The 25,943-nt window shown below is 63.8% G+C and carries 13 protein-coding genes and 4 pseudogenes; 6 read left to right on the top strand and 11 right to left on the bottom strand.

The features are described 5' to 3' along the window. Positions 1 to 167 precede the first annotated feature (167 nt). Together ACIPHM_RS17620 and metC are read left to right on the top strand one after the other, a co-directional pair. Complete coding sequence (locus tag ACIPHM_RS17620) at positions 168 to 1,769, top strand: rhodanese-like domain-containing protein (RefSeq protein ID WP_400330712.1); 1,602 nt, start codon at positions 168 to 170, stop codon at positions 1,767 to 1,769. A 102-nt stretch (positions 1,770 to 1,871) separates the two neighbouring features. Further along, entirely contained in the window at positions 1,872 to 3,062 is a 1,191-nt protein-coding gene (metC, locus tag ACIPHM_RS17615; RefSeq protein ID WP_400330709.1) for a cystathionine beta-lyase, read from the top strand. 193 nt (positions 3,063 to 3,255) lie between these two features. On the opposite strand, the gene ACIPHM_RS17610 is transcribed toward metC, so the two are convergent. From ACIPHM_RS17610 to ACIPHM_RS17585, 6 genes and pseudogenes are all read right to left on the bottom strand, one after another. Then, positions 3,256 to 4,134, bottom strand: coding sequence for an alpha/beta hydrolase (locus ACIPHM_RS17610; protein ID WP_400330706.1), 879 nt, complete (start codon positions 4,132 to 4,134; stop codon positions 3,256 to 3,258). Between the two features lie 197 nt (positions 4,135 to 4,331). Continuing rightward, complete coding sequence (blaPNC, locus tag ACIPHM_RS17605; RefSeq protein ID WP_400330704.1) at positions 4,332 to 5,555, bottom strand: PNC family class C beta-lactamase; 1,224 nt, start codon at positions 5,553 to 5,555, stop codon at positions 4,332 to 4,334. Positions 5,556 to 6,293: 738 nt separating this feature from the next. Next, a pseudogene (locus ACIPHM_RS17600) lies at positions 6,294 to 8,139 on the bottom strand (hemagglutinin repeat-containing protein); the annotation flags it as partial. Between the two features lie 41 nt (positions 8,140 to 8,180). Beyond that, positions 8,181 to 9,005, bottom strand: a pseudogene (locus tag ACIPHM_RS17595) (POTRA domain-containing protein); the annotation flags it as partial. A 316-nt stretch (positions 9,006 to 9,321) separates the two neighbouring features. After that, a complete protein-coding gene (locus ACIPHM_RS17590) occupies positions 9,322 to 9,678 on the bottom strand; it encodes a DUF3331 domain-containing protein (protein ID WP_400330701.1) in 357 nt (118 codons plus the stop codon). A 125-nt stretch (positions 9,679 to 9,803) separates the two neighbouring features. Beyond that, positions 9,804 to 11,096: an NAD(P)/FAD-dependent oxidoreductase gene (locus tag ACIPHM_RS17585; RefSeq protein ID WP_400330698.1), complete on the bottom strand. Its 1,293-nt coding sequence runs from the start codon at positions 11,094 to 11,096 to the stop codon at positions 9,804 to 9,806. Positions 11,097 to 11,252: 156 nt separating this feature from the next. Between ACIPHM_RS17585 and ACIPHM_RS17580 the strand changes: the two genes are divergently transcribed. The 3 genes and pseudogenes from ACIPHM_RS17580 to ACIPHM_RS17570 all read left to right on the top strand — a co-directional run. Continuing rightward, entirely contained in the window at positions 11,253 to 11,912 is a 660-nt protein-coding gene (locus ACIPHM_RS17580) for a TetR/AcrR family transcriptional regulator (RefSeq protein WP_400330696.1), read from the top strand. 105 nt (positions 11,913 to 12,017) lie between these two features. After that, positions 12,018 to 12,371 (top strand): RidA family protein, encoded by a 354-nt coding sequence (locus ACIPHM_RS17575; protein WP_400330693.1) that lies wholly within the window; start codon positions 12,018 to 12,020, stop codon positions 12,369 to 12,371. Positions 12,372 to 12,469: 98 nt separating this feature from the next. Further along, a pseudogene (locus ACIPHM_RS17570) lies at positions 12,470 to 12,847 on the top strand (FAD-dependent oxidoreductase); the annotation flags it as partial. 13 nt (positions 12,848 to 12,860) lie between these two features. Here the strand turns inward: ACIPHM_RS17570 and ACIPHM_RS17565 are convergent. From ACIPHM_RS17565 to ACIPHM_RS17545, 5 genes and pseudogenes are all read right to left on the bottom strand, one after another. Further along, a complete protein-coding gene (locus ACIPHM_RS17565; protein WP_400330690.1) occupies positions 12,861 to 14,570 on the bottom strand; it encodes an SH3 domain-containing protein in 1,710 nt (569 codons plus the stop codon). Between the two features lie 85 nt (positions 14,571 to 14,655). Next, positions 14,656 to 17,181 carry a TonB-dependent siderophore receptor gene (locus ACIPHM_RS17560; RefSeq protein WP_400330687.1) on the bottom strand — a complete coding sequence of 842 codons (2,526 nt, stop codon included), beginning with the start codon at positions 17,179 to 17,181 and terminating at the stop codon, positions 14,656 to 14,658. Between the two features lie 125 nt (positions 17,182 to 17,306). Continuing rightward, positions 17,307 to 18,425, bottom strand: coding sequence for a FecR domain-containing protein (locus ACIPHM_RS17555; RefSeq protein WP_400330684.1), 1,119 nt, complete (start codon positions 18,423 to 18,425; stop codon positions 17,307 to 17,309). Next, positions 18,422 to 18,955 (bottom strand): sigma-70 family RNA polymerase sigma factor, encoded by a 534-nt coding sequence (locus tag ACIPHM_RS17550; protein ID WP_400330888.1) that lies wholly within the window; start codon positions 18,953 to 18,955, stop codon positions 18,422 to 18,424. Before ACIPHM_RS17550 ends, ACIPHM_RS17555 begins: the two co-directional genes overlap by 4 nt. A 219-nt stretch (positions 18,956 to 19,174) precedes the next feature. Next, positions 19,175 to 19,294: pseudogene (locus ACIPHM_RS17545) on the bottom strand (VapC toxin family PIN domain ribonuclease); the annotation flags it as partial. Positions 19,295 to 19,540: 246 nt separating this feature from the next. Here ACIPHM_RS17545 and uvrA point away from each other — a divergent pair. Then, positions 19,541 to 25,471 (top strand): excinuclease ABC subunit UvrA, encoded by a 5,931-nt coding sequence (uvrA, locus tag ACIPHM_RS17540; RefSeq protein ID WP_400330681.1) that lies wholly within the window; start codon positions 19,541 to 19,543, stop codon positions 25,469 to 25,471. The last annotated feature ends 472 nt before the right edge of the window (positions 25,472 to 25,943 follow it).

The raw sequence follows: 25,943 nt of genomic DNA, 5'->3' as shown, positions 1-25,943 counted from the left end.
GACGCTTCACTGACCGCCGGCGAATCCGGCGGCGGTGACAAGACACCCCCTGACGGCGCGAGATCCCTTCGCGCCACCCGCATCACGCCGCCCTGACGGGCGGTGCGGGCCTGCTCATCTCTACGCTTTGGCCATGGCCGGGCGGAACTGATAACCGACGCAATGCTATGACCTCGTTCACTCCTCAATTTGTGCCGTCCGCCCGACTCAAGGAATGGCTGCACGACGGCGCCGAGATCGCCGTGTTCGACGTGCGCGAGCACGGCCAGTACGGCGAAGCGCATCTCTTCTATGGTGTGACGCTGCCCTACAGCCGGCTCGAACTCGACATTGTGCGTCTGGCGCCGCGCCGCGCCGCACGCGTGGTGCTTTACGACACCGACCAGAGCGTTGCCGTGCTGGCGGCGCAGCGTCTCGACGCGCTCGGATACACCGGCGTCTACGTTCTCGAAGGCGGCACCGACGCCTGGCAACAGGCGGGCTTTACGTTGTTCGCCGGCGTGAACGTGCCGTCGAAGACGTTCGGCGAGCTCGTCGAAATGGCGTATCACACGCCGCGTGTGACGGCGCGCGAACTGGCCGCCATGCGCGAGCGCGGCGATAACGTGGTGATTCTCGACGGACGTCCCGTCAGCGAATATCTGAAGATGACGATCCCGTCGTCCATCTGCTGCCCGAACGGCGAACTCGGCTATCGCATTCGCGATCTGGTGCCGGACACCACCACGCCCATCGTCGTGAACTGCGCCGGTCGCACGCGCAGCATCATCGGCGCGCAGACGCTCATCAACCTCGGCATTCCGAATCCGGTGATGGCGCTGGAGAACGGCACGCAGGGCTGGTATCTGGAGGACCTGCCCCTGGAGCATGGCAGCACGCGTCGCTATCCCGATGCGGTGACGCCGTCGAGCCTCACACAGATGCGCGACGCCAGCGGCGCGCTGGCCGAGCATTTCGCGGTTCCCGAGGTGGACGCCGCAACGTTCGCGCAATGGGCCAAAGATACGACGCGCACGCTGTTCCTGTGCGACGTGCGCACGCCGGAGGAATTCGCCGCCGGCACGCTGCCGGGTGCGCAACACACGCCGGGCGGTCAGTTGATTCAGGCGACGGATCAGTACGTGGGGGTGCGTCATGCGCGCGTGGTGCTGTTCGATAACGATGGCGTACGCGCACCGATCGTCGCGAGTTGGCTGCGTCAGCTCGGTCACGACGCCTACGTGCTGCGCGACGGTCTCGCCAGCGGTGCGTCGCTGGCCGCGCACGCGCCGGGCGTGGACACGACGCTGTCCGAGATCGATGTCGCAACGCTCGCCGATGCGCTGGCAGCGGGCAGCGTCACCGTGATCGATGTGCGTCCGAGCATGAGCTATCGCCGGGAGCATGTGCCGGGCTCGCAGTGGGCGATTCGCCCGCGTGTGCCGGCGTTGCCCGCGTCCGGCAATGTTGTGCTGATTGCCGACGAGCCCGGTGTTGCCGAGTTGTTCGTGGCCGACTGGCGACGTGAGAACGCGCAGGATTCGCGCACGTTCTCGCTGCTCGCCGGTGGCTTCAAGGCGTGGACCGCGGCCGGCCAGCCGGTGCAGACCACGCCCGATTCGCCGCCGGATGCCGACTGCATCGACTACCTGTTCTTCGTGCATGACCGTCACGATGGGAATAAGGCGGCGGCGCGTCAGTATCTGGCGTGGGAGACGGGTCTGCTCGCGCAGTTGGACGAGCAGGAGCGCGGGGCATTCCGTATTGGTGATGCCGCCGCCACGAAGTAATCTCTGACGTTGGCGTGCGCGATCCTTTCCCGTCGCGCGCGCCGATGATGCGTGTCCCGAATCGTCCCGAATCGTTCGAACCGTTTTCGCCCAAGCCAGATCATGTCCCGACCATCTCCCCAGAAAAGACTCGCCACCCGCCTTGTCAAGGGCGGCACCGACACCGCCGTGGTGGGCGGTCGCGCCGTCAATCCGCCTGTTGTGCGCGCATCCACCGTGTTGTTCGAGTCGATGGACGACATGAACGACGCGCGCCGCCGTCGCGGCGCCGAGCGCATGTTCACCTACGGCGCGAGGGGCAATCCGACCGGTTTCGCGCTGGAGGATGTCGTCGCCGGGTTGGAGGGCGGGTATCGCACACGACTCTTTCCGACGGGGCTCGCGGCGATCTCGATGGTGTTTCTCGCCTATGTGCGCCCCGGCGATCACGTGCTGATCTCGGACTGCGTGTATCAGCCGTTGCGTCATTTCGTGGAGACGTTTCTCAAGCCCTGGGGTGTGCACGTCACCTTTTTCCGCGCGGACGGTAGCGACGCCGCCGAGCACATGACCGCGCGCACCAAGCTGATTTACGTGGAAGCGCCGGGCTCGCTTGTCTACGAAATGTGCGACATCCCGGCGCTGGCCGAGCTGGCGCATCGTCACGGCGCGTTGCTGGTCGCGGACAACACGTGGGGCTCGGGCGTGCAGTGCCGTCCGCTCATGCTGGGCGCCGACGTGTCGGTCATGGCCGCGACGAAGTACCTGAGCGGTCACTCCGACGTGATGATGGGCACGGTCACGACGACGCAGGAAGTCTGGCAGACGCTCTCCACGATGGCCGACGCGCAAGGCGTTGCCGTGAGTCCCGACGATGCTTACCTCGTGCTGCGGGGCACGCGCACGCTGGCGGCGCGGTTGCAGATGCATGAGCGTCATGCGCTGGAGGTCGTGCATTGGCTGAACGGCCTTCCCGACGTCGCGCGCGTGTTCTGTCTGGCGCTGCCGACCGATCCCGGGCATGCGTTGTGGCAGCGCGATTGCATGGGCACCAACGGTCTGGTCTCTTTCGAGTTCGCCAACGCGACGCCCGCGCAGGCGGATCGCTTCGTCGACTCGCTTGCGCTGTTCGGCATCGGCGCGTCATGGGGCGGCTTCGAGAGTCTGGCGACGGTATCGAACGTCGCTGGCACGCGCACCTGCGAGGACTGGACGCACGCCGGCCCGATCGTGCGTCTGCACATCGGCCTGGAAGACCCGCAGGATCTGATTGACGATATGGCGGCGGCGTTTGAGACGGTTTTTGGTCGTTGACGCGTTGCCGGATACCGGTTTGCCAAACGACGGGTGGCGTTGAGCGAGCCGGAGGGCGGAGGTTTGAGGCGTCGCAGTAAGCGTGAAAATCGGTCCAAAGCGCTGCTGGATTCGCGCCGATGGCCTGAGCGATAGCGTCGACTACGCCCGGTGCGAGTGGCCTTGAGGCGTCGCAGTACGTGTGATGTTCGGTTTAGTGCGCTTTCGGAATAGCGTCGATGAAACGAACGATAGCGTCGACTACGCCCGGTGCGAGTGGCAACGATGCGTCGCCGTAGGTGTGGATGTTCGCGGCGCGGTCGTCGCTCGTCACCGTTTTCAGGACGTGATTCGTGTCAGGTAACAACACGAGTGTGGCTGCCGGATCTGCTTGTTTGAGACGTTCCGCATCCACCGTGCCGACCTGAAGATCCCGCTCGCCCTGCACGATGAGTACCGGCACACGGACTTGTGCAATCAACTTTGCCGGATCTTGTGCGAAAAGACTCATCAGAAATCCCTGCACCGCTGGATTGAACAGCGGTGCGAGCGGCGTTGGGAGCGTCTTCATGTCGACGCGATGCCCCTGCGTGAGCGAGTGAATGGCGATGTCACCAGCCTCAGTGAGCGTGCCGTTTGCGGGATTGGTATGAAGCTGTTCGCTCAGGACATCGCCCAACGGACGCCCCGCCGTCGATACGAGTATCAAACCGCAAATGGATTCGGGCTGACGTGCGGCGGTGGCGAGCGCCATCAATCCACCTTCGCTGTGCCCCAGTAGCCAGACGCAACGCGTTCCGGTCGTCGTGCGGATAGTGTCGACCCACGATAGCGTGTCGCGCACATAGTCGTCGACGGTGACGGCGTTCGCATCCGGTACCGCTTTGGCGCTGCCAAACATGCCGCGCTTGTCGATACGTACGCTGCCGATGCCCTGCTGCGCGAGTCCGTCTGCGAGCAGGCGATACATCGACGTTTTCACCCCGAGCGGGCTGTTGCCGTCGCGATCGGTTGGGCCGGAGCCTGGAATGATGAGGACCGTGGCACGGCTGTCCGCCGGGGCTTCGAACGTTCCCGCGAGCGGACCTTGCATTCCGTTTGGGCCTGGTGCCTGAATCTCCGTTGAGCGGGGCGCCGCCGTTGCGACGGATGGCGCGACGACGGTCGCCAGGCTCAAGGCGAGGGTTAGAACGGATCGGATCATTGACGTGACGACTGCGAGTCGTGGGATATTGCGCACGATACCACCGACGTCAGGTCGACCAGATCCGGGGCGCGGTCCCTACGCGATCACTTCCTTGATTCGCAGGCAGAACACCCGCCATCGAGCGTCGTCAGGATGCGGTGCGCTGCGCGGATGCGCTCATCCATTGCGTAGTTCTTGTTGGCGAGCATCACAATGCCCATCTGCTTGGACGGCACGAAGGCCACGTACGCCCCGAAGCCGTTCGTCGATCCCGTTTTGTTCACCCAAGCATCCGGCGTCGGTGCCATTGGCGGTACGAGTTCGTGTACGGAAGTCGGCTCAAGTGCCATCCGGGAGGAATTGCCTTGGAGCAAAGCGTCGATGCCGACGGGATAGGGGTACTGTTCCCAGATGAGGTCTTGTGTCATCGGCGCATCGAAAAAATAGCCGGTGTGCGTTGTTTCAATCGCATGTCGCAGACGTTGGTCGGTCACTGATTGGCCGAGGTTCGCTCGCACGAATTGGAGCAAGTCGCTGGCGGTCGTCTTCACGCCATAGGCTTCTGGCTCGAACACGCCAGGGTTGACGCGCACCGGCTTGCCATTCTTGTAGCCCCAAGCGTAGTTCGCTTGTTGATTCTCCGGCACACGGAAGAAGGTGTGCGTCATGTCGAGCGGCTTGAAGACGTGATCGGTCACGAGCGAGGGGAAATCGCCGTGCATGGCGCGTGCGGTGAGCCAACCGAGCGCGCCGATGCTGGCGTTCGAATACGTGCGTACGGTGCCGGTTGGCTTCGCGGGTTTCCAGGTCTTGAAGTACTGGAGAATTTCGTCGGTGTTGCGGATGTTGTCGGGCACCTGAAGCGGCATGCCACCAGTGGTGTGGGTGGCGAGATTCAGGAGTTTCACGTCGCCGAAAGGTGTGCCCGCGAGTTCGGGCACAAAGCGGCTTGTCTTGTCGGTGAGTGCAAGTGCGCCTGTAGTTTGCGCGTAGGCGGCGAGCGTTGCGCTGAACGTTTTGCTGACGGAGCCGATTTCGAACAGGGTGTTGTCCGTCACGGGCTTGTTGGCGGCTTTGTCGGCGACGCCGTAGTCGAAGACATAGGACTGCCCGTCGAAGACGATGGCGACGGCCATGCCGGGAATATCCTGACGCGCCATGAGAGGCACGACGGTTTTATCGACGAGCGCTTTGATCTCGTCGCGTCGGGGATTCGTCTGGACCTGCGGGTTGGGCTCTGCGGCGTAACTGCGGGCACTGAAAGTCATCCAGCCAATCGCGGCGGTCGCTGCTAGTACGGCAAAAAGAGTGAGGTGAGGCTTGGTCATTGATGGAGGTCTCCTGGTGAGGGCTCATCGCGCTGATATGACGCGTGAGGCTCGGGGGGCCAGTGGTCGAGCGTCATTGTGAGGCACGGCGACGTAGACCCGAAGCGTAAGCCCAAATGGGAGCGCACCTAGGGTATGGGGAGGTAACCGACGTAACGGATGTAATGGTTGCAACGGGTGTTGTGCGGCCGCATGCATCGTTGCTCGGTAGTCACCGCCTGCGGACCAGGCTAGCTTCCAGCTCGTACTGCGCTTTCAACGCCGGGGCGGTATCGATAGCTTTGCCCGCGCCAAAACCGAATGCTGACCCAACACCACTCACGGCCGCGGTCCTTATTGCCGTGCACCGCGTTATTGACAGCCGTTCCGATCGCCCCGCCAATCTTATTAGGTTGTTTTCACCCGCTATGCGGTGCACGCGGCCGGACTCGTCGTTCATTAATTTTATTAAATAAATAATTCCGAATTTTTCACGACAATCTTCTATTAAAGCACAGTTAATTGCTATGCCGATACTCCACGCAACAGTCACTGTTGCCCAACAAACCACCAAGCTACATATAAAAAACATGGGAAGTCTCTTCATTTTTCGCTGGGTACCGTCGAGTTCAGCGCGTCGTGCGCTTTGTTGAAAATTTCTTGTCCGAGGCCGCCGACCCCCGTTCCGAAGATCACAGGAAGGTTGTTTGGATTTAGCAAGTTCCAGCCACCTTTGGACCATATTTCAGTGGCTACCCAATTCTTATCTCTGCCTATGGTTGGCCTAGTGGCGTTGTTAAGACTGGACTCACCGAATTTTCCTACGCCGTAGCCCAAACTAGATAACAGGCCGCTCGTCAGTGCCGATCCCACCACGCTGTCGCGCTTACTGTATTCGTGCGTCTCTCGAACTTCACCGATGCTCACGTCGCCCGCAGCTACCAGCGTGACCGTACCCTGCTCTAAGGTGATGCCACTACCGAGCACGTTGATGTCCTTGCCGGAAGCCACGGTGAGGCTGTTGCCACTTTGCACGGTGGTGCCTAGCACCACGTCGTCGGATCGATACGACGACTCCGAATAGCTGCCGCCACGATCCGCGCCGGCGCTGCTGCTGTTCACGGTGGACGTGGTCACCGCGGCTTCCAACGTCACATCGCCCTTCGCCGCCAGCACACCGCCGCCCTGGAGATTCAGGTTCGCGCCGGTGGCATTCAGGTTGCCACCCACGCCAATCGTCGAGACACCACCGACGTTGACGGTGCTACCCGTCGCGGTGTTGATATTCGTGTCCGACACCCCGTTCGCGCGCCTGACCACCTTCTGCTCACCGGTCTGCACCGTGCCCAGACGCCAGTCGCCGCCGATAGCCATGCCGAGATTCCCGTCAACGTTCAAGGCGCCCGCATTCTGTTCGAAGTTGCCGCCCGTCGTGATCGCAGCATTGCCGGCGACATTCAATGAAGCCAACGGCCCGAGCGTTGTCGAAACACGCGTGGCGCCGCTGTCGCTGACCTGATCGAGCGTATTCGTCGTTGTGTTCAGCAGCAGGTCGCCCCCGGCATTGAGCGCCAGACTTCCCGCACTCACGGTCGCAGAACTCAGGTCGACATCACCCACCGTCGTCAACGTCATCGCGCCACCGCTCTTGAGCGCGCCGAACGCGTTATCGATGGACTCGCCATCGACACTCAACGATCGATCCGCTTGAACTGTCCCGCTGTTGATGAACGTTTTCGCGTTTTTCAGATCGATGTCGCTCGCGGCGATCCGCGGCCCGTTCGTCTGCTGCTGATTTGCCTGCGCCAGATAGACCACGGGCACGAGCACGGGGTGCCCGTCCACGATTTGCGTCTGCATGATGACGACATTGCTGGTGAGCGCCGCAACTTGCTCCGCCGACAGACCCGCCCCCCAGCGCAAGGTCCAGCGACTTCGCGAGTTCCGCACCCGACGCCATCATCGCCTCGTACATCGACTGTGTATCGGCGAAGGGACCGAGCACCGTCTTGCCGGTCAGCGCCGTGAGCTGGTTTCGCACGAGTTGCTGCTCGTACATGCCGTCTCCCAGACGCTTCGCGGTAGTTTGCGGATTCACCCCGATCTGGCCGGGGACCAGGCCGAGCGACGGTAGCCCCGCGTTCCCCGCCGTGTTGTCGACACTCACGCCCGTGCCGGACAGCGTGCCGTTTGCGACAAAGGTGGATTCGTATGCCGGAAGTGCGTAGTTACGGATATCTGCGGGCGCCGCTTGTGTATAGCCCCCCGGGCGTTGCGTCACGAATGTGGCATCCCCAAATGGAAGCTGCCAGTTACCTTTGCTCTTGTCGTAATTGTCGTAGTGATATTGCCCCGAGTATCTGACGCGAACGGCGGGGGCGGCCTGGCCCTGCCAACTGTTCTGGTCCAGCGTATGTGGCGACTTGATGTCGCCCGCGGCGGACACCGCGCTCCAGTAGTTCTGGAACAAATTCACCGCTGATGCATCCAGGTTCGCGCCGGACATGATTTGCGCTTGCGGACTGATCGATGTCACGGTGTTGGCCGTCGCGACTCCCCAGTAGGACGTGTAGAGGTAGTCGCTGTTCCACTCTCCGGCCCGTGGCCGTGTGGTGAATACCCCGCCGATAGCGTTCGGGTCTTCAAGACAGACAGGCTGCCTTGCAGTTTGCCGGTCGCGCGGGTTCCGGCGTTGTCTACCGACGCGATGAGCGTCCATGGTTTGGTGCGTCTGACGTCTAGCACGACGTCGCTCTGGCCCGGTGAATCGGTGTCGGCTGGCATGATCTGCATCGAGACGTCCTGATTCGACGCGCGCTTCATTTGCTCAAGTCCCTGCTCAAGGTCTCTCAGGTCCAGCAGGTCTCCCTCTCGCGCAGGAAACGCGCTTTTCCATGTGCCGCGTAGCGTCGGATCAGCAAAACGTACCTGACCGATAACGCCGGGAATCAATGCGACTCGAAGTGTGCCGGCCGAGAGGTCCTGTTCCGGCAACAGGACGCGTGTCGTGATGTAGCCGCGACTCAGAATGACCCGTTGCAGACCTTTGACAACCGTATCGAGCCCCTGCCTGCCCAGACAACTCCCTGCGTAATGATTCACCCATTCCTGGGCAAAGCTGAATCGGTCCAGCGGGAGCGTTGAGGCACCGAGTGTCCTCGTCGACTCGGGCAACGCCTGCGGCGTCTCCAGGACGATGGCGTCAATCCGAAAGCATGGGGTTTCGCTCGGCAGTACCGGCCAGCCGGAGACCGGCTCGCTCGCCGAGCGCACGGACGGCGCATTGATCATGGCGTCACGCTCCCGTGCTTCTCGTTGTTGTTGGCGCTGCTGATCTTGCTCCGCACGCAAGCGAGCTGCGGCTGCGCTATCTGTAGGTGAAGGTGCCTGTGGGGGAGCTTGCTGGGCCTGGGCCCCTGACGTCAGCAGCGAAAAGGCCACTAACAGGGCCCTTGTTTGCTTAATGAGCATTAACTATCGCGAGGTAACTTATAGAGGGGGCACGAATGATGACCGCTGCCAATGTAAGCGCTCGCTCAAATCCAGATTTTTGTGAAAGTTCACATACTTCAGCTTTCCGGCCCGCGAGTGCCGACACGATGCGTCAGCCGCTTTTTAGCGATATGGAGGGTGCGCAATGCGCACATGACTACGCGAAGTGGGTGTATTGCAAAGTTCGCGGACGAAAAAAAGCCGCCCTTGGGGGGCGGCAACACGCTGAAACCAAACGGGGGGGAGGGGACAGCTTTTCAGCGCGTGGGTATTTCGGGTGAATCGCCTGCGGGTCTTACAACGCGGGTTCGAGTTCTCGACTTTCGGCTTCACGCATGGCGCGAATCGCCTCGGCGGAGATCATCGCATCCGCATTAAGCGGGGGGACGTCACCGAACAGCGGACGGTAGACGAAGTCGCCGGCGTCGATGGTCTCGTTCGTCAATGCGCAAACGCCCGGGTGCGGCGCTTTGCGAATGCGCCAGATCTGCGCACCGTAGTTGCCGCCGGTGGCGTCGTTCCACGACACGGTAATCGTCAACTCGCTGGAGAGCTCCAGCACGCGGACGATGGGCGCACGTCGCGTGTAGGGAATCACCGGCTGGCACACGACGGGCTCGGCATCGAGCATCGCGACGGTGTGTTGCCACACGCCTTGATCGCGCAAGGCAGCGCGCGACGAGCGCGAGGCACGGGAGGTTGATGTCGACGGGGAAGTCCCCGGCGCGCGGCTGCTGCCGCTTCGGTTTGGGCAATTAGTTTGGTCGCTTCGCATGATCAGGCCAGCCGGATGCGCGGCCCGCGAAGGCCGCCGAGTTTTTCCGCGCCCAGCAACACCGTTGCTCGGGCGAACCCGTGCAGCGCGTGCTGATGACGCCGGTACAACATGGCGTGGCTCCACTGCGCGAAGCGTCCGCGCACGATGCCACCTTTGAAAAAGCCGAATCGCCCGAGAGCACCGAACGCGTTGTAGCCAGACAGCGCCAGCGACGCGCCGGGATCGCGATAAGCGAACGGCGGGATTGCGCGGCCTTCAAGCCACGCGCCTAGATGGCGGCCCAGATGCTCCGCCTGTTGTGTTGCCACCTGAGCCGTCGGTGGCAACGCGCACTCACCTTCTGCGAGCGTGAGCGACGCACAATCGCCGAGCGCAAAGATTCGCTCGTCTTGCGCCGTCTGCAATGTCGCGCGCACCACGATCTGATTCGCGCCGTTGGTCGTCAGCCCGCCAATGCCGCGCAGCACGTCGGGCGCCTTCACGCCCGCCGCCCACACCAGCAGATCGCCGGGAATGAGCTGACCGTCGTCGCGATAGAAGCCGTCGCGATCGGCGCACACGATGCGCGTATCCGTCAGCACACGAAAGCCCAGTTGTTCGAGCTGGTCCTGTGTCGATGCGGAAATATCGGGCGGAAATGCACCCAGCAGACGTGACTCGCTCTCGACGAGCGTGAGCTTGAGCCGCTCGCCAATCTGCGGATCGCCGTATCCGGCCGCCAGTGCGAACGTACGGCTTAACTCGGCGGCAAGGGCCACGCCGGTCGTGCCACCACCGGCGATCACGATACGCAACGCGTCGTCGTTCACGGCGCTACGCAGCGCTTCGCAATGCAACGCAGCGTTGAAGGCCTCCGCCTGCGGCTGGCTGTCGATGAAATGACAGACGTCACGCACGCCGGGCAGACAGGCGTCGTCGGCCTGCGAGCCGAGTGCGAGCACCAGCGCGTCGTAAGGCACACGGCGCTCGCCCAGCAGGCGCTTGCCGTCGTGTCCTTCCATTTCCTTGAGCACAACCTCCCGGCGCGTGCGGTCCAGCGCGCCCATGCATCCCGCCTGATACGTGAAACCGTTGCCGCACGCATGGGCGAGATAGGCCACCTGGGTGTGCGCAACGTCGCGCGTGCCTGCCGCCACGGTGTGCAGCATTGGCTTCCAGAGATGGGAGGGATGACTGTCGACAAGTGTCACGCGCGCAGCACCGGCACGGCCGAGCGTACGGCCCAGACGGGTTGCCAGCATCAGGCCGGCGATACCGCCACCGACAATCACGATTCGGTTTGCGCGAGACATTTGGGGGGAAATGTCAAATTCAACAAGTGATGAATAAGCGCATAATAGCGACCGTGGCCCCGGCGTGTCAAATAGGAAGTGTCTGGGCAGGCAGGCGCGTTCGGGTCGGGTAGACTTGGCGCATTGCTGTCGCGAATTCGACTAACCCATCGTTCAATGACTCTAAATAAACCCGTCTCGCAAGCCGAACCGCCCCGCAAACGCACGCGCGGGCGTCCTACGTGCGACTGCACGCATGGTGCCGACGCGTTGCTGCTCAACGCCCGGCGCATCTTTGCGCAGCGAGGGTTCTATGCGAGTAGCGTGCGGCAGATTGCCGAGGCGTCGGGGGTCGATGCTGCGTTGATTTCGCACCATTTCGGCTCGAAGGAGGCGCTGTGGGTCGCCGTCGTCGATCAGATTGCGACGCTCACGCATTCGATGATCGAGCAGACGAACGCGTTGCGTGAGGCGCCGCTGGAGCCGGCAGAGCGCATCGAGCAGGCGGTGCGGGTCTTCGTGGAGGCGGTGTTCGAGAATCCGGATGTCGGCATGTTCTTCTCGACGGCAGCGACTGAAGAAGGCGAGCGACTCGATATCCTCACGCAGCGGCTGGTGCGTCCGTATCGCGACGCGATGGTGCCGCTCGTCGCCGACTGGCTCGAAGCGCAGAAGCGCCCCGTGTCTGACGCAGACGTGATGTTCTTCATGCTCACGTCGGCCATCAGCAAGACGGTTTCGTATCGTCACATGATGGGGCCGTTCCTGCCGCCCGAAGGCATGGCCGATCTCAAGCGCACCGTGCTCGATTGCGCGATGGCGCTGATCCGTCAGTAATACCGTCGGCGATTTGTCGACGAGGGGAGCTATCCGCAAGCGTCGTATAAGATAACGGCACCCGGGCCGACTCCCGGCCCGTTTCTTCTTTTACGGTGCCCCCCTATGTCGAACGAAATCAAGCGTCTGCATACCAACGCTCGCATGAGCCAGATCGTGATCGCTAACGGCGTCGTGTATCTGGCCGGTCAGGTTCCCGACACGGCCAATGTGTCGGTCACGCAGCAAACCACCGAAATCCTCACCCGTATCGATTCGCTGCTCGCACAAGCGGGTGTCGACAAGTCGCGTCTGCTCACCGCCAACATCTGGTTGTCCGACGCCAAGCACTTCGCGGAATTCAACGCCGTGTGGGACGCCTGGGTGCCCGAAGGTCACGCCCCCACGCGTGCCTGCGTGCAGTCGCCGCTCATGCGCGCCGGTCTCGAAGTCGAAATCGCCGTGACCGCACTGGTGTAATCGCGCGGCACGATAGGTGTCTGACGGGCTCACCGCTGCGTGCCTCGCGCGTGAGCCCCGCCCCTCCCCTCCCCCCTTTTTCGATCGACAGCCCCCCCATGACGTTCGACGCGCTAGTGCTTGGTGCCGGTATCGTTGGTGTTTCCGTGGCCGTCCACTTGCGGCGACGCGGCCTGTCGGTCGCGCTCGTCGACCGCAAGTCCCCCGGCAACGAAACGTCGTTCGGCAACGCCGGGCTGATGCAACGTGAAGGCGTGTATCCGTATGCGTTTGCGCGCGACCTCGGCACGCTGCTGCGCTATGCGCGCAATCGTTCGACGGACGTGCGTTATCACCCCTCCGCCATGCGAACGATAGCGCCCTTTCTCGCGCGCTACCGGTACCACTCGGCACCCGCACGTCATGCAGAGATCGCACGGCACTACAGCACACTCGTCGCGCGTTGCGTGACGGAACATCGCGAGCTGATCGCGGCCGTGTGCCGCGCACTCACTGCGGCATTTCTTCCTGCGAATTGAGGTTCGGAGCGCTTGCGGCACCGGGCGCATGTGCGACGTCGCCACCGATCACACTGATCTCGAACAGCGGCTTACCCGCGAGCGAGCGCGCCTCGGGGTCTTCCGGGTAGGTCTTGAGCAATGGCAGGATCACCGAGCCGCCGATCACGTTGCGTCGGCTGTTATCCGCGGGCGACAGGCCCCACACGTTCTGATACGTCATGGGCACGCTCACGCCGTTGCGCTCGACATTGCCCAGATACAGCATGATGTGACCGTTGATGTGAATCAGCGTCATGAGCGGCCGACCGCGCTCGGCCAGTGTGCGCAGCCGCGTGTCGATATCGGCGGCGCGCAGATCGGTGCGCTGGCCCGCGTTCAGTTGATCGGACGAATGACGCGGCAGCCACACGCCGAACGGCGCGAAGAGACTGCGCGTCTCGGCCGAGCAATCGTTGTAGACCAGCGTGTTGCCCCAGCCGTACGGACGCCCGATCTGTTGCTTCATCACCTGCGCCATATGGCGTGGCGTCAGTGTCCACGGCATCGGCACGACACTCGATGCGTCGAGCGCAGTCACGCGAATCTGCGCCCGGCGTTCCCGATCGGCCACGGGGAACATCGTCAGTTGACGTCCGTCGTGCGCGCGCATTATCGGCAGGACGGTGCCGATCGGGGCGAACGTGCGATAGACGGCCGACGACGTGCCCGGCGCTGTATCGGCCAGCGGTACGTTGGCCCGCACGATGGCGCCGAGGTTGCGCTGTGCGGCGTTGCGCCAGGTGGCGACGAAGCGCTCGTCGACGGACGCCACCGTACGTGCGTCGACCCAGCCGACCAGGTCGGGGGAACAGACGAGCAGCCAGGCGCCGTCGGCGCTGCGCGCCAGCGTGTAGACCGGTGTGCCGGGCCGCAGCACAGAGTCTTGCAAAACGTCGAACGGATAGCCCTGGCCCGCCTCGTGGAAATCGTAGAACGCGGGGTCGTGGGTCGGGAGCAGGCGCACGAGCGCGTTATCGACCGTGATGCCGCGACGGCGCGGATCGTATCGCCAGTTGGCGTGATCGGCGTCGAGTTGCGCGAGCGCCATATTGGTTTCGATGGCGCGATTCCATGCGGACGTGTGCGGCTGGAAGTTCGCGCCGTAGGTTTTGCGCACGCCGGGGCGGCCGTTGTCGAAGCGTCTGACGCGACGCCCTTGAGTCGCGGCGACCTCCTGCGCTCCGGCGGCGTTCAGCAGCGACGTCGCGAGCCATGCGCCATTCCACGGCGACGGATCGTGCGCTGCGGTGCCGAAGTAGCGTGCGCGAAAGGCGTCGAGTTGCCGGGTCTGTGCCTGTGCGGAGAGCAGTGGCTGGTCGTAGCCGGGAGCGTCAGGCCGGATCCAGTGATCGACGTTCTGATCGTAATGCTCGATGGGGAAGCGCTCGATGTTGTCGCGCGTGGTCGGCGCGGCGAGCGCCGCAGGCCGGGACGCCAGGGACACCTCGGATGCCTGATGCGGCTCGGGCGCACTCGCGCAGGCGGCGAGCACCACGAGCGGCAGGAGCGTGGTGAGCCACGCGCCGTGACGGTGTCCCCGCGTCGCACAAACATCGCCCTGCTTGATGGGAGGTGCGAGGGGGGCTGCGATGGCGGAGGTGGCAAAGACAGCAGAGGTAGCGCGCAGAATGACGCCGCGCGCTGCGAGAATTGCGCCCATGTCGTGCGAGAGAGAGCCTGAATGCCGCCATGCTACCCCATCGACACGGGCGCGCCCCGCCGGTCTTGCCTGCGCCGCGCGTGGCTTACCAGCGCGCAGTAACGCTACCGATCACCGTGCGGCCCGTGCCGTAATAGCACTGCACGGTGGTATTGCAACCGGCCACATAGGTGCGGTCGAACAGGTTGGTCGCGTTCAGTTGCAGACGCCAGCGCCAGCCGATGTCGGCGTGCAGCGACGCGTCGACGAGCGTCACGCTGGGCACCGAGAACGAGTTTGCCGTGTCGCCCGCCGTCTGGCCGAGATAACGGATGCCCGCGCCCGCGCCGAGCTTCGCGTCGCCCACACTGCCGAAGTTGTAGTCGGCCCAGAACGATGCCATGTTGCGCGGCACGCCATACGGACGCTTACCCAGATCGACGTTGTTGCTGCGCGTGACCTCCACGTCCTGATACGTGTAGCTCGCCACCACGTTGAGTTTCGACGTGAGGCTCATGCGCGCTTCGAGTTCCACACCGCGCGAGCGCACTTCGCCCGTCTGGATGGTGTTGCGCGTGTTGGCCGGGTCGGCGGTCGAGACGTTCTGTTGCGTCAGGTTGAAGAGCGACGCCGTGAAGATCGCATTGGTATTCAACGGCTGGTACTTCAGGCCGATTTCGTACTGCTGGCCTGTCGTGGGCTGCAGCGGCGTGCCCGCGAGGTTGGTCGAGAGCGTGGGCAGGAACGACGTCGAATAGCTGAAGTACGGCGACAGGCCGATGGCCGATTCGTACAGCAGGCCGGCACGCCAGGTGAACTTGCTTGGCGTTTGTTTCACCGTCGTCTTGGCGATGTTGTTGTCGGTCGTCGACCATGTGAAGTCCTCGCGCCCACCGAGCGTGAGATACCAGCGATCCCAGCGCATCTGATCCTGCAGGTACAGGCCGAGCTGCGTTTGTGTCTGGTCGGTGCTGGTCGTCGGGTTGGCGGGCAGCACGCCCTTGACGCCATAGACCGGCGCATAGAGATCGAGCGACGGTGCGGAGCCGCTCCACACGCGGTTCAGGAAGCGTTGCGTCTGGAAGTCCACGCCACCGACCACCTTGTGCGCCACGGGGCCGGTGGCCGTGTCGTATTGCACGTTGTTGTCGAGCTGCCAGCCGTTTAGGATCGGCTCGGCCTGATACGCGGTGCGTTGCAGCGTGCGCTGATCGGGCAGCAGTCCAGTGCCATAGATCGACTTGTAGTCGAGATTCATGTGCGTGAAGCGCGCCGTCGAGCGGAATTGCAGCGCGTCGTTCAGGCGATGCTCGAAGCGATAGCCGGTGGCGACCTGCGTCTTGCGGTAGCGGTCGAAGGCGGGATCGCCGGTGAGCAGGTCACGGTCGATGCGACCCCAACGGGACTCGTTCACCATGCCGAGTGCCGGGCCGTAGCTGACCGACGAGCCCATGTTGTCCTGCATGTAGTTGAAGAACCAGGTGAGGCTCGTCTGCGCGTTCGGACGCCACGTGATCGACGGCTGGATCATGATGCGGTCGTCGCTCACGTTGTCGGTCTGCGCGTTGGACAGACGGCCCAGACCGGTGATGCGGTACAGCAGCGTGCCGTCTTCATTGGCCGGGCCCGTCATGTCGACACGCAACTGGCGACGGTCGAACGTGCCGTAGTCGATGCCGATCTCGCGATAGGGCTCCGCGCTCGGCACCTTGCTCACCAGATTGACGAGGCCGCCGAGGTTGCCCGCGCCATAGAGAATCGAGCTGGGACCGCGCAGGACTTCCACACGCTCGAGCGTGTACGGATCGACGCGAATGGCGGCGTAGCTGCCCGGACGATTGGCGATCTGCGGCACGCGCAGGCCGTCCCAATAGACATCGGCGTTGAAGCCGCGAATGTAGAACCAGTCGGCGCGCGTGTCGTTGCCGTAAGGGTCGGCAGTCACGCCGGCGGCGTACTTGAGCGCGTCGCTTACGGTCTGTACGCCCTGGTCGTTCATCTGGTCGCGCGGGATCACGCTGATCGATTGCGACGTCTGCATGATCGACGTGTCGGACTTGGTCGCGGTGTCGCTGCGCGTGGCCACGTAGCCGACCACGGGGCCGCGGGCGACGTCGCGCTCGGCGCGGGCGTTCACATTGGTTTGCGGCAGCGCAACGGCCGCGCCGCCCGCACCGGCGGCGTTCGGGCCGGGAGCGACGATGTAGCCGCCATTGGGCTGACCGGTCGCTTGCAGGCCCGTGCCCTCGATCAGGAGGGCGAGCGCGAGCGACGGCGTGTACGTGCCGGAGACGCCCGCAGTGCGCTTGTCGGCCACTTGGGCTGCGTCGTACGAAATCATCAGCCCGGTCTGCTGAGCGAAGGCCACGAGTCCTTGTTGCAGCGATCCGGCGGGGATGTGCAGCAACTGCGCGGCGCGTGCGGCGGTGGCCGGGGCGGCCGCAGTAGATGCAGCAGACGAGGCAGCAGACTGCGCGTGAGCGTTCGCGGCGGTGAGGGCATTGATCGCGGCGAGCGCAAACAGGGTGCTGGCGGCGAGCGTGACGGCCCGGCGGGCGGTGGCAGTTTCGGCACGGACGAACGTGCGGGCACGTGCGGCACGCGTGAGCGTGTGGCTGACGTGAGAAGGCATGACGGCGGATTCCTTTCTATGGAGCATCGAAATATCGAGATGGGCTTTCCTGTCTATGCCCCTCGAGATTCGAAAACCCCTCATCCGGCGTCAGAAATATTTCCTGGCGGGTGGCCTCTGGCGTTTCAGGTGTGTGTGCGCTCGCCGCCGATGGCGCGCCGTGTCGGCACGTTGTCGGGCGATTCCTCGCGGCCGGTTCCGCTGCGGGTGCTCGTGCGACTGCCCGGTTGAACGCGCACGAACCAGCGCGTGAAGCGCTGTATGTCGACCGGCAGGGCTCGCGAGAGCATGTCGAGCACGCGGTCGGTGTCGTCGACCGGATAAATGCCCGAGACCCGCAGCGCGGCCACTTCCGGCGCGCAGCCGAGGTGGCCGCGACGGTAGCGGCCGAGTTCCGCGAGAAAGTCGCCGAGCGGCATGGCGTGCACGACGAGCATGCCCTGAGTCCACGCGGCCGCGGCATTGGCGAGGCTCGCATCGTCGAAGCGAGAGCGCAGTGCGGAGGCGTCGAAGGTGGCGCCTTGTCCGGCCGTCAGCACTACGGTGGCGTTCGCGGCGTTGGCCGGCACGACGCGCACGGCGCCTTCGAGAACCGCGACGGCGGCGCTGTCGTCGTGCTGACGTACCGCGAAGCGAGTGCCGAGCGCCTGGAGGCTGCCCTGAGCGGTATCGACGAAGAACGGGCGATGGCCGCGATCGGCGTCTGCCCCGGTCGTGATCGCGATCTCGCCGCGCACCAGACGCAAGCGACGGACGTCCTCCGAGAAGTGCACGTCGACGGCGGAGTCGGTGTTGAGCGTGAGGACGGTGCCGTCCGCCAGTTGCACGGTGCGTCGTTCACCGACGCCCGTGCGCAGATCGGCGCGCCAGGCGCGCACGGTGTTGGAGTCTGTGGCCGACCAGACGGCGCTCGTTACCCCGGCGACGGCGATCAGGCCGAGCAGGCGGCGTCGGCCCGAGTTTGTCTGTGGGGCGCGGGCGCGCACGAGCGTTTTGTGCGCGACGAGCGGCGGAATGGTGCGCAGATGCGTGCCGAACTCGACCAGCCGCTGCCAAGCGAGCGCGTGTTGCGGGTCGGCGTCGTGCCAGCGTTGCCATGCGGCCTGCGTGCTGGCGTGGGTGTCGGCATCGGCATCGGGCGCTTGCAGGCGGACGAACCATTCGGTGGCCGCCAGCGTGACCGATTCGGGCAGCGCAGCCGAAGCCGCGGCGGCGCCAGGGTGCGGATGTCTGCCGGTACTCACGTGGCGGTGCCTCCGAAGCAGCAGGCGTGCAACGCTTTGACGATATGGCGTTGCACGGTGGCGATGGAGATCCCGACCGTCTCGGCGATATCGCGCTGTGCGAGGCCGTCGAGTTGCGACATGAGGAACACGCGACGTACCACTGGCGGCAGGCCGTCGAGGCGACGGTCGATGTCGATGAGTGTCTGGAGCAGGATCGCGCGCGTTTCCGGATCGGGCGCAACGGCCTCGGGCTGTGCGGCGAGTGCGTCGAGGTAAGCGGCTTCGATCTTGCGACGACGATGCAGATTGGCGACCAGCCCCTGGGCGACGACGGTGAGCAAGGCGCGCGGCTCGCGCACACAGACGGGCGTCTCTTTGCTGAGCAGGCGCACGAAGGTGTCGTGCGCGAGGTCGGCGGCGTCGCCGTGGTTGCCGAGCTTGCGGTGCAGCCAGTTGCGTAGCCAGCCGTGATGATCGTGATAGAGCGTGGCCACGCCGGACGCATCGGCGCGTGCGTGGTCTTTGCGTCCCCCGGTGTCGTCACGCATCATGATCTTGGCTCGGCCGCGTGAGTACGCAACCTTCGCTGATTTAGCAGCTTCTGAGGTTAATGATAATCATTCGCATCATATCATGTGCGTATGCTTCGGTGAGGGATGGGAGATAAATCGAGGGTGGGGGGCATGCCGTGGGCAAGCGGGGGGAGCAAGCGGCAGGCGCGATACGGGCTTGAATGGAGCGCCAATTGCCCGGACCGACAAGAAGCGTCAGGTGTTCAGCCAGTTCTCGATCCGGAGGCCGGGGTACGCAGCGAAATCGCGTTCATTGTTCGTCACGAGCGTAACGTCCAGTGAAATCGCGTGAGATGCGATCAGCTTGTCGAGGTGAATAAGGGTTTCCGAATTAAGACCACCGCCGATGTGGGAATCGATGATGCTGTACAAATATACAGTACAATCGCAGCGTGCCGAGCGATGCCTGGAAGCTGCCAGCGACTGTCGCACCGGCCTGATAGAGTAGTTACCCCGAGGCGCGAATGCGCGAATGCGCTAACGCGCGCTGTTGTTTGGCTCTGTCGTCTCTGCGTCGTCCATCACGTGTCTATAGTGTCTATCAAGCGGCCCTGATCTCAAGTGGATAAGTCCTCCTCGAAACCCGACCCGTCGGCGAGCCACGCCATCCGTATTCGTGGCGCTCGCCAGCACAATCTCAAGAATCTCGATGTCGATTTCCAGACCGGTGAGATGACCGTCGTGACCGGCCCGTCCGGTTCCGGCAAGTCGAGCCTGGTTTTCGACACCCTGTTTGCCGAAGGTCAGCGGCGTTACGTCGAGACCTTCAGCGCCTACGCGCGCCAATTCCTCGACCGCATGGATCGTCCGCAGGTCGACCATGTGGAAGGCGTCCCGCCCGCCATCGCCATCGACCAGACCAACCCCGTGCGCAGCTCGCGCTCGACGGTCGGCACGATGACCGAACTCAACGATCACCTCAAGCTGCTGTTCGCGCGAGCGGCGGCGCTGTTCGACCGCGAAACCGCGCAAGCAGTGCGTCACGACACCCCCGAGACGATCTACGCCGACCTGATGGCGCGCACCGCTCAGGGCGATCCGCGTCTGGTTGTCACGTTCCCGGTGGAATTGCCCGGCAGCGTGACGCCCGATGAGGTCGAGCAGTGGCTCTCGGCGTCCGGTTACACCCGGGTGCAGGCCGAGCGCGAAGTGGCGAGCGCTGACGGTACGCGCAAGGTGCTCGACGTCGTTGCCGACCGCTTCCGATTGCAGAACACCGAGAAAGCGCGCGCGATGGAGGCCATCGAATCGTCGCTCAAGCGCGGGCGCGCACGCGTGAACGTCTACGTGCTGGCCGAAGAAGGCGAGCCCGAGATCTGGCGGTATTCGCAGGATCTGCATTGCCCGGACAGCGACCTGCATTACGCCGATCCGCAGCCGGCGCTGTTCTCGTTCAACTCGGCGTACGGTGCCTGCGAAGCCTGCCGCGGTTTCGGTCGCGTGATCGGCGTCGACCTCGGTCTGGTGATCCCCGACGAGCGCAAGACGCTGCGCGGCGGTGCGATCAAGACCATCCAGACGCCCGCGTGGAAAGAGATCCAGGAAGACCTGCTGGAGTACGCCGGGAAAGCCGGCATTCCGCGTGATACGCCGTGGTCGAAGCTCTCGCCCGAACACCGGGAATGGGTCGTCGAGGGCGATCCCGACTGGAAGGGCGAGTGGAACAAGCAGTGGTACGGCATTCGCCGCTTCTTCGGCTATCTCGAGTCGAAGGCGTACAAGATGCATATCCGTGTGCTGCTCTCGAAGTACCGCAGTTACACCACGTGCGATACCTGCGGCGGTGCGCGTCTGAAAACGGAGGGCCTGCTGTGGCGGCTCGGCACGAAAGACAATGCCGACGCCGTGCTGCCGCCCGCCCAGCGTTTCATGCCGCGTGGCGTGTCGTGGTCGCGCGAGCAGCTCGAAGCGCTGCCCGGCCTGACCATGCACGATCTGATGCTGATGCCGATTTCGCGCGTGCGTCAGTTCTTCGATTCGCTCACGCTCCCGTCGACCCTGCTCGACGACGCGCTCAAGCTCCTGCAGGAGGAAGTCGGCACGCGTCTGAAGTATCTGTGCGACGTCGGCATCGGCTACCTCACGCTCGACCGTCAGAGCCGCACGCTCTCGGGCGGCGAAGTGCAACGTATCAATCTCACGACGGCGCTCGGTACGTCGCTCGTCAATACGCTGTTCGTGCTCGACGAGCCGAGTATCGGTCTGCACCCGCGCGATATGGATCGCATTGTGGCGGCCATGCATCGTTTGCGCGACGCGGGCAATACGCTCGTGGTGGTCGAACACGATCCGGCCGTGATGCTCGCCGCCGACCGGGTCATCGACATGGGACCGGGCCCGGGTGAGCGCGGCGGTCAGATCGTTTTCGACGGCACGCCCGACGAAGTGCGTCATGCCGACACGCTGACCGGCAGCTATCTCGGCGGACGCAAGCACGTGGCGAATGCGTCGAACTGGCGTGCGCGCCCGGTCGATGATTCGACGCCGCGTCTGTCGCTGACCGGTGCTCGCGAACACAACCTCAAGCAAGTCGACGTCGATATTCCGCTGGGCCGCCTCGTGTGCGTGACCGGCGTGTCCGGTTCGGGCAAGTCGACGCTGGTGCAGGACATTCTCAACCCGGCGCTCGCGCGTCACTTCGGCGATCCGACCGAAGCGCCGGGGGCGCACAACGAACTCATCGGTGCCGAGCAACTCTCGGGCGTGGTGTTCGTCGATCAGTCGCCCATCGGCAAGACGGCGCGTTCCAACCCCGCGAGCTACGTCGGCGCGTTCGATGAAATCCGCAAGTTGTTCGCCGCCGAACCGGCGGCGCTGCAACGCGGTTACAACGCCAGCACGTTCAGCTTCAACTCCGGCAACGGCCGCTGTCCGACGTGCGGCGGCTCGGGGTTCGAGCACGTGGAAATGCAGTTCTTGAGCGACGTGTATCTGCGCTGCCCGGATTGCGACGGCAAGCGCTATCGCGCCGAAGTGCTGGATGTGAAGATTCAGCGCGCCGTGCCGGGCGAAGCGATGCGAGAGCTGAGCGTGTCGGATGTGCTCGAACTCACGGTCAACGAAGCCGTCAAGCTGTTCTCGTCGGATCGCGACGTGCTGCGTGTCTTGCAGCCGATCGTGGACGTCGGTCTGGAATACGTAAAGCTCGGCCAGCCGGTGCCCACGCTCTCGGGCGGTGAAGCGCAGCGTCTGAAGCTCGCGGGTTTTCTCGCGGAGGCCGCGCAGAAGAAGACGGCGAGTGGCCAGAAGGTGGCGCATCGCGGTCGTCTTTTCATCTTCGACGAGCCGACGACGGGCCTGCATTTCGACGATATCGCCAAGCTCATGCGCGCGTTCGGCAAGTTGCTCGACGGCGGCAACTCGCTGCTCGTCATCGAACACAATCTGGACGTGGTGCGCGCCGCCGACTGGATCATCGATCTGGGGCCCGAGGGTGGCGAAGGCGGCGGCGAAGTACTGTGTGCCGGCACGCTCGCGCAAGTGGTCGCGTGCGCGGGGTCGCACACCGGCCGCGCATTGGCCGACTATGAGCGCACCGTGGTCGCGCCTGCGCAAGCGGTGGCGGCGGCCAAGGCGTCGGGCGATGCGGGCATGCCGCTGCAAACGGCACTGCGCGCGGCGCGTGCCCATCGCAAGCCGGCGGGGGGCGACGACATTCGCATCGTCAACGCACGCGAGCACAATCTCAAGTCGCTCGATGTCGCGATTCCGCGCGGCAAATTCAGCGTCATTACCGGCGTTTCGGGCTCGGGCAAATCGACGCTCGCGTTCGACATTCTGTTCAACGAAGGCCAGCGCCGATATCTCGAATCGCTCAACGCCTATGCGCGATCCATCGTGCAACCGGCGGGGCGTCCGGAAGTGGATGCCGTGTACGGCATTCCGCCGACGGTCGCCATCGAGCAACGTCTGTCGCGCGGCGGGCGCAAGAGTACCGTCGCGACGACCACGGAAGTCTGGCACTTCTTGCGTCTGCTGTATGTGAAGCTCGGCATTCAGCACTGCATTCACGATGGCGCACCGGTGACTGCGCAAAGCCCCGACTCCATCGTGGCGCAATTGATGCGCGATCGTCGCGGCCAGCACGTCGGGCTGCTCGCCCCGCTGGTCGTTGGCCGCAAGGGGATTTACACCGATCTGGCGAAGTGGGCCAAAGCGCGCGGGCATTCGCATTTGCGTGTCGACGGTGTGTTCCTGCCGGTCGATCCGTGGCCGAAGCTCGATCGTTTCCGCGAGCACACCATCGAATTGCCGGTGGGCGACGTGGTGATCGTGCCCGAGAACGAGGGTCTGCTGCGCACGCATCTGGCGGCGGCGCTGGAATTGGGCAAGGGCGTGATGCATCTGCTCGCGCCGCTCGACGGCCTCGGCGACACCATGGGCGAAGAACAACCGGGCGAAGGCGTGGGCGAGATCGAGGTGTTCTCGGTCAAGCGCGCCTGTCCGGTGTGCGGTACGAGCTATCCGGATCTCGATCCGCGCATGTTCTCGTTCAACAGCAAACACGGCTGGTGCACGACCTGCGTAGGCACGGGCCTCGCTCTCACGCGCGAGCAGCGCGAAGCGTTCGACGATACCGTGCTCAATCAGGACAATCGCGGGCGCGAGTACTCGCTGCCGTCGCAGGACCAGGAACCGGAGGATGTGGGCGATCAGCCGTGTCCGGATTGTCACGGCGCACGACTCAATGGCGTGGCGCGTGCGGTGACGTTCGACGAACACGCGATTTCCGACGTCGCCCAATGGACCGTGACCGATGTGCGTCAGTGGATTCAGGGCCTCGAATTGCAAGGTCGCGATGCGAGCATTGCGCGCGATCTCATCAGCGAAATTCAGGGGCGTCTGGCGTTTCTGGAAGAGGTCGGTCTTGGCTACCTCACGCTCGAGCGTGCCGCGCCAACGCTCTCGGGGGGCGAGTCGCAGCGTATTCGTCTCGCGGCGCAACTCGGCAGCAATCTGCAAGGCGTTTGCTACGTGCTGGACGAGCCGACCATCGGTCTGCACCCGCGTGACAACGGCATTCTGCTCGGTGCGCTGCGCAAGCTGGGCGATCAGGGCAACACGCTGGTCGTTGTAGAGCACGACGAGGATACGATTCGTCGTGCGGATCACATCATCGATATCGGTCCGGGCGCTGGCAAACGCGGCGGTACGCTCGTCGCGCAGGGCAAGGTGGCGGATCTCGCGTCGCATCCCGATTCGCTGACCGGCAAGTTCCTCGCGCATCCGCTGCTGCATCCGATTCAGCCGCGCCGTGAGGTGGTCGCGCCGGCGAAGGGTGTCGAGGCGGTGCCCCCGAACTGGCTGACGGTGCACGGTGCAACGCTCCATAACCTGAAGAACGTGACGGCATCGCTGCCGTTGTCGCGGTTGACGGCGATTACCGGCGTTTCCGGCTCGGGTAAATCGACGCTCGCTCGCGACGTGCTGATGACGAATCTGCTCGACGCGGTGGGCCGCTCGGTGTTGTCGTCGCCGGCTGAGCGCCGGGCGCGCAAGGGCACCGTGCGTCATGCGGTGAAGGCGGACGGCAAGCCGCGTGCGAAGTCGGAGGCACCGGCAGAGCCACGCCGCCCGGTGGTGCATGCCTGGCACGGCTGTGAGTCTGTTACTGGCTGGGAGACGATCGACCGCGTGCTCGAAGTCGATCAGACGCCCATCGGCAAAACGCCTCGCTCGTGCCCGGCGACGTATATCGGCTTCTGGGACACGATCCGGCGTCTGTTTGCCGACACGCTCGAAGCCCGGGCGCGCGGCTACTCGGCGTCGCGCTTCTCGTTCAACACTGGCGAGGGCCGTTGCCCGGCCTGCGAAGGGCAAGGGGTGCGCACCATCGGCATGAGCTTCCTCGCGGATGTGAAGGTGCTGTGCGACGTCTGCCACGGTCAACGCTTCAACGCCGAGACGCTGGCGGTGACGTGGCGCGGCAAGAGCATCGGCGACGTGCTGACGATGGAAGTGGACGAAGCCGTGACGTTCTTTGCGTCGATGCCGAGCATTGCGCATCCCCTGCAACTGATGCAGGACGTCGGACTTGGCTACCTCACGCTGGGGCAGCCGTCGCCGACGTTGTCGGGAGGCGAGGCGCAGCGCATCAAGCTGGTGACGGAATTGACCAAGGTGCGCGACGACATCACGCGTCGCGGACAGAAGTCGCCGCACACGCTGTATGTGCTCGATGAGCCGACCGTCGGGCTGCACATGGCGGACGTAGCGCGTCTCATCAACGTGCTGCACCGGTTGGTGAACGGTGGGCATACGGTGGTCGTCATCGAGCACAACCTCGATGTGATTGCCGAAGCCGACTGGATCGTCGACATGGGCCCCGAGGGCGGCAAGAACGGGGGGACGGTGGTCGCCGCAACCTCACCGGACGCGCTGGCGAAGGTCAAGGCGAGCCACACTGGTATCGCGCTCAAACCGGTGCTGGCGCACACGGCGGAATCGAGTGCGACGGCGACGACGCCGGAGGAAGCCGCCACGGTGAAGTAACGCCAGCAAGACGCGGCTCGGCCTCTCCGGTCGAGCCAGCCCTATCAGTGGTGCAATGCTTGCCAGTGCATTTGGCTCGACGGCAAGCTGGAACTCCCACGGGACGCCTGATAAAGGGCGTCCCGTTTTCATTTCGACATCTCAAGAACGCTGGGGATTTCGTCGTGGCTCCCGGGGATGCACGGCAAAGCGCTGCCGCCCATGCGTCGGTCGAATTCATAAAATATACGCAAAAATATATTTTATATGTCCCTCACTCAATCTCCGTTTCATAAGGTTTCTATCGGAAGCGTGCACTTACTCTTTGGGTGAGCGCACGATCACAATAATCTCCATAGCCCGTCTCCAATTATTTCAAATAAAGAAATTATAAATAGACAACTATCGACTTTATTGCGATTTATGGTGGTAATAGACTGCATCTGTCGACGATGAATAACACATCGCCTTTTCCAAACAGACAGGAGAAAAC

The sequence above is a fragment of the Pandoraea sp. NPDC087047 genome, assembly GCF_044745225.1.
Taxonomy (GTDB): Bacteria; Pseudomonadota; Gammaproteobacteria; order Burkholderiales; family Burkholderiaceae; genus Pandoraea.
This window is presented reverse-complemented; position numbering and strand designations above follow the sequence as displayed.

Excerpts from the sequence above, each read along its gene's own strand:
- ACIPHM_RS17620 (WP_400330712.1), top strand. The coding sequence starts at position 168 with ATGACCTCGTTCACTCCTCAATTTGTGCCGTCCGCCCGACTCAAGGAA.
- metC (WP_400330709.1), top strand. The coding sequence starts at position 1,872 with ATGTCCCGACCATCTCCCCAGAAAAGACTCGCCACCCGCCTTGTCAAG.
- ACIPHM_RS17610 (WP_400330706.1), bottom strand. The coding sequence starts at position 4,134 with ATGCAAGGTCCGCTCGCGGGAACGTTCGAAGCCCCGGCGGACAGCCGT.
- blaPNC (WP_400330704.1), bottom strand. The coding sequence starts at position 5,555 with ATGACCAAGCCTCACCTCACTCTTTTTGCCGTACTAGCAGCGACCGCC.
- ACIPHM_RS17585 (WP_400330698.1), bottom strand. The coding sequence starts at position 11,096 with ATGTCTCGCGCAAACCGAATCGTGATTGTCGGTGGCGGTATCGCCGGC.
- ACIPHM_RS17580 (WP_400330696.1), top strand. The coding sequence starts at position 11,253 with ATGACTCTAAATAAACCCGTCTCGCAAGCCGAACCGCCCCGCAAACGC.
- ACIPHM_RS17575 (WP_400330693.1), top strand. The coding sequence starts at position 12,018 with ATGTCGAACGAAATCAAGCGTCTGCATACCAACGCTCGCATGAGCCAG.
- ACIPHM_RS17565 (WP_400330690.1), bottom strand. The coding sequence starts at position 14,570 with ATGGGCGCAATTCTCGCAGCGCGCGGCGTCATTCTGCGCGCTACCTCT.
- ACIPHM_RS17560 (WP_400330687.1), bottom strand. The coding sequence starts at position 17,181 with ATGCCTTCTCACGTCAGCCACACGCTCACGCGTGCCGCACGTGCCCGC.
- ACIPHM_RS17550 (WP_400330888.1), bottom strand. The coding sequence starts at position 18,955 with ATGCGTGACGACACCGGGGGACGCAAAGACCACGCACGCGCCGATGCG.